This is a genomic window from Streptomyces bobili (assembly GCF_002154575.1).
Classification (GTDB): Bacteria; Actinomycetota; Actinomycetes; order Streptomycetales; family Streptomycetaceae; genus Streptomyces; species Streptomyces bobili.
Map to the genome: position 1 here is coordinate 1 of NZ_MUBA01000740.1, position 3,129 is coordinate 3,129.

Here is a 3,129-nt window from a genome sequence, read left to right on the forward strand (position 1 = left end):
CGCCGATCCCCTGGGGGATGGGGGGATCAGAGGACGTGGTCGAGCCAGGTGAAGACCTCGTCCTGCATGCGGTCGGTGAAGACATGGCCGAGTTCGGGCCAGGTCCTCAGGTGCAACCGCTCCTCGGCGTGGCGGGAGCGCCAGACGGCGCGCAGCTTCTCGTGGGCCACGCGGACGCCGTCGGCGGGGAACAGCGGATCGAGGCCGCCGTCGAAGAACAGCATCGGCCTGGGTGCGGCGATGCTCGCCACGTCGGGGAAGTCGAGGTGGCGGGACAGTCCGGGATGGAGCATGCAGTAGGAGGACTGCCCGCGCAGGGTGTTGTTGCCGGGCACCATCATTTCCCTGAGGCCGGTCATCCAGCAGACGGCGGCCGTGGCGGCGAGGTCGTCGGTGAGTGCCGCCGCCTGCCAGGCACGGAAGGCGCCCATGGAGAAGCCGACGGCGGCGATCCGCCGCCGGTCCACGCGCTCCAGCCGGGCGAGGAAGCCGGCCGCGCGGGCGTCCTCGCGGGCCATGAGCCCGGCCAGGGAGGAGCCGAGATGGTAGAAGTTGCTCGCCAGGGCCTGTTGCTGGTCGTGGGCGAGGGGGCCGCGGTCGCCCCAGCCGAGGGCGTCGGCGACGAGGACGACATAGCCGCGCCGGGCCAGTTCGTCGCCGACGAACCGGCCGCTGAAGTACCTCTCCGTCCAGGCCCTCGCGGAGGCGAGCCGGGCTCCCTCGTACCAGGGCCGGACCAGTTTCTCCTTGCCGATGTCGAACTTCGCGCCGTGGTCGTGCAGGAGGAGCACGGCCGGGAAGGGTCCGGGGCCGTGCGGGGTGAGCAGGGCGGCGCGGACGCGTTCGTGGCGGGTGAGGGAGAGCGTCACCAACTCGCCGGTGTAGCCGTCCCCGTCGGTCCGCCGCTGGAACTCGGGGGCGTACGGGGTCGTGTCCTCCCGGTCGACGAGAAGGGTCTCCTCGACCTTGGCACGAGCCGCCCGGCGCCAGGTGTCGAAGTCGCGGATCGGGGAGTTTCCCCAGGCGAGCGGGAAGGTGAGGGCGTCCTTGAGGGCGGGGTGGAAGCCGGGCAGCGGACCGTCGGCGACGGCCGCCCGCGCCGCACCTGCCTGACCGGCGAGCAGGGCCGCCCCCGTCCCGGCCACGAACGCCCGCCGGCCCGCCGGCTCACCGCCGGTCATAGGGCCGCCAGTCCCCGAGATAGGTGCGCCGGGTGTGGACGGCCGCCTCCGCCGGCGTCAGCTGCGGCCGGTTGTCCGGCTCGGAGATCACGGCGCCGGGGCCCGCGTTGCCGTACTCACGGAAACGCATGGTCTGCCAGGGGTAGGCCTCCCGCATGTTGGTGTAGGGGGCGGCCGGGTCGATGCCGGGTCCGATCCAGGAGTCGCGCACGACGAGCGAGGGCCAGGCGGTCGTCTCGTACGACGGCACCCACGGCCGGGCCAGTTTGTACGCCGCGTCCTCGGCGCCGGAGGTGAACCGGCCGCGGACGGCGAGGAAGCCGTAGGGGTTGGCGCGGGCGGTGGCCGGGGCGAAGACCATGCCCTTGGGGGTGAAGGCGACGTCGCGCCGGAGGGTGTGGAAGCGGCAGTCGTCGAAGACGGCGCGCGCCCGCCCGAAGACGAAGTCGACGTCTCCTTCGATGTGGCAGCGGTTGTAGTACTGCCGGTCGAAGGCGTCCAGGGCGGTGGTGTCCGCGAACAGGGTGTCCTGGTGGGCGAGGAAGCGCACGCCGTCGAAGCGGGAGCGGTCCCCGGTGACGTAGGCGGCGACCGCCTGGGTGCCGGTGATGTCGGGGTGGTCGGCGCGCAGCCAGTCGTTGGCGAGGGTGAGGCCCCGGACGGTGAGGCCGGGGGCGGCGGAGCTGAACGTGGCCGAGCCGGCGGTGCCGTACGTGGTGCCGTCGGGCTTCTTCGTGCCGTTGGCGTTGTCGTACACCAGGACGGTGGCGCGCGGGTCGTGGGAGGCGCCGCGCAGGGTGAGGCCTTCCTTCTCGGCGGGGACGGTGACGACCTCGCGGTAGGTGCCGGGGTGCACGACGATCGTCCAGCCGGGCCCGGTGACCGCGTCCACCGCGGCCTGGACGGAGTCGCCGGGGCGGACGTGCAGGACACGTCGGCCTCCCGTGCCGGGGCCGGCCGCGAGGGCGGGGGTGCCGGTGGCGGCGAGGCCCGCGGTGAGGCCTGCCAGCAGGGTGCGCCTGCGCATGTCAGCAGTTCTCCTTCCACGGCGTCCAGTCGCCGAGGTACGCCGTCCGGGTCGCCGACTCGGCCTGCTCCGGGGTGAGTTGGGGCCGGTTCTCCGGGACGGTGACGACCGCGCCGGGCCCGGAGTTGCGGTACTCGGCGAACCGCTGGTTCTGCCAGGGGAAGGAGGCCGACATGTTGGTGTAGGGCGCGACCGCGTCGATGCCGGTGTCGAGGTGGGTGTCGCGGACGGTGAGCATGGGGCGGGCGGTGGTGTCCGAGCTGGGCACCCAGGGGCGGGCCAGCTTGTAGTGGGCGTCCGGGGCCTCGCTCGTGACGCGGCTCCCGGTCACCAGGTAGCCGCGCGGGTTGGCGCCGGCCGTGGAGGGGGCGAAGACGAAGCCGTAGGGGGCGGCGGCCAGGTCGGTGCGGTTCAGGGTGCGGAAGTGGCAGCGCTCGAAGACGGCGGTGCCCCGGCCGAAGACGAAGTCGACGTCACCCTCTGCGTAGCAGTGGGAGAAGTAGTGCCGGGCGAAGGTGCCGAGCGCCATGGAGTCGGCGTAGAGGGTGTCCTGGTGGCCGAGGAAACGGCAGTGGTGGAAGGCGGAGCGGTCGCCCTGGACCTTGATCGCGACGGCCTGGGTGCCGGAGACGCCGGGGTGGTCGGCGCGCAGCCAGTCGTTGGCGAAGGTGATCCAGCGGGCGGTGAAGCCGTCGGCCTGCACGGTGGTGGTGGCCGAGCCGGTGGTGCCGTAGGTGCCGCCGCCGGGCTTGGGGGTGCCGGCCGCGTTGTCGAACACGATCACGACGTCGCGGGGGTTCTCGGAGGCGCCGATCCAGGTCGCCCCGGTGCGGGTGACGTCGACGGCGACCGTCTCCCGGTAGGTGCCGGGGGCGAGGACGAGGGTGCGGCCGGTGCCGGTGGCGGCGGCCACGGCGTCCC

The 3,129-nt window shown here is 73.4% G+C and carries 3 protein-coding genes; all 3 read right to left on the reverse strand.

Annotated features, from left to right (window positions below; all coding sequences use genetic code 11):
• Positions 1-26 precede the first annotated feature (26 nt).
• Positions 27-1,181, reverse strand: coding sequence for a dienelactone hydrolase family protein (locus tag BZL64_RS37015; RefSeq protein WP_086773386.1), 1,155 nt, complete (start codon positions 1,179-1,181; stop codon positions 27-29).
• Positions 1,168-2,208, reverse strand: coding sequence for a pectinesterase family protein (locus tag BZL64_RS37020; protein WP_086773387.1), 1,041 nt, complete (start codon positions 2,206-2,208; stop codon positions 1,168-1,170). The genes BZL64_RS37015 and BZL64_RS37020 overlap by 14 nt, the downstream gene beginning before the upstream one ends.
• Position 2,209: 1 nt before the next feature.
• A partial coding sequence (locus BZL64_RS37025) for a pectinesterase family protein (protein WP_086773388.1) occupies positions 2,210-3,129 on the reverse strand: 920 nt, incomplete at its 5' end.

Coding starts and splice junctions, on each gene's coding strand:
- BZL64_RS37015 (WP_086773386.1), bottom strand. CDS start 1,181: ATGACCGGCGGTGAGCCGGCGGGCCGGCGGGCGTTCGTGGCCGGGACG.
- BZL64_RS37020 (WP_086773387.1), bottom strand. CDS start 2,208: ATGCGCAGGCGCACCCTGCTGGCAGGCCTCACCGCGGGCCTCGCCGCC.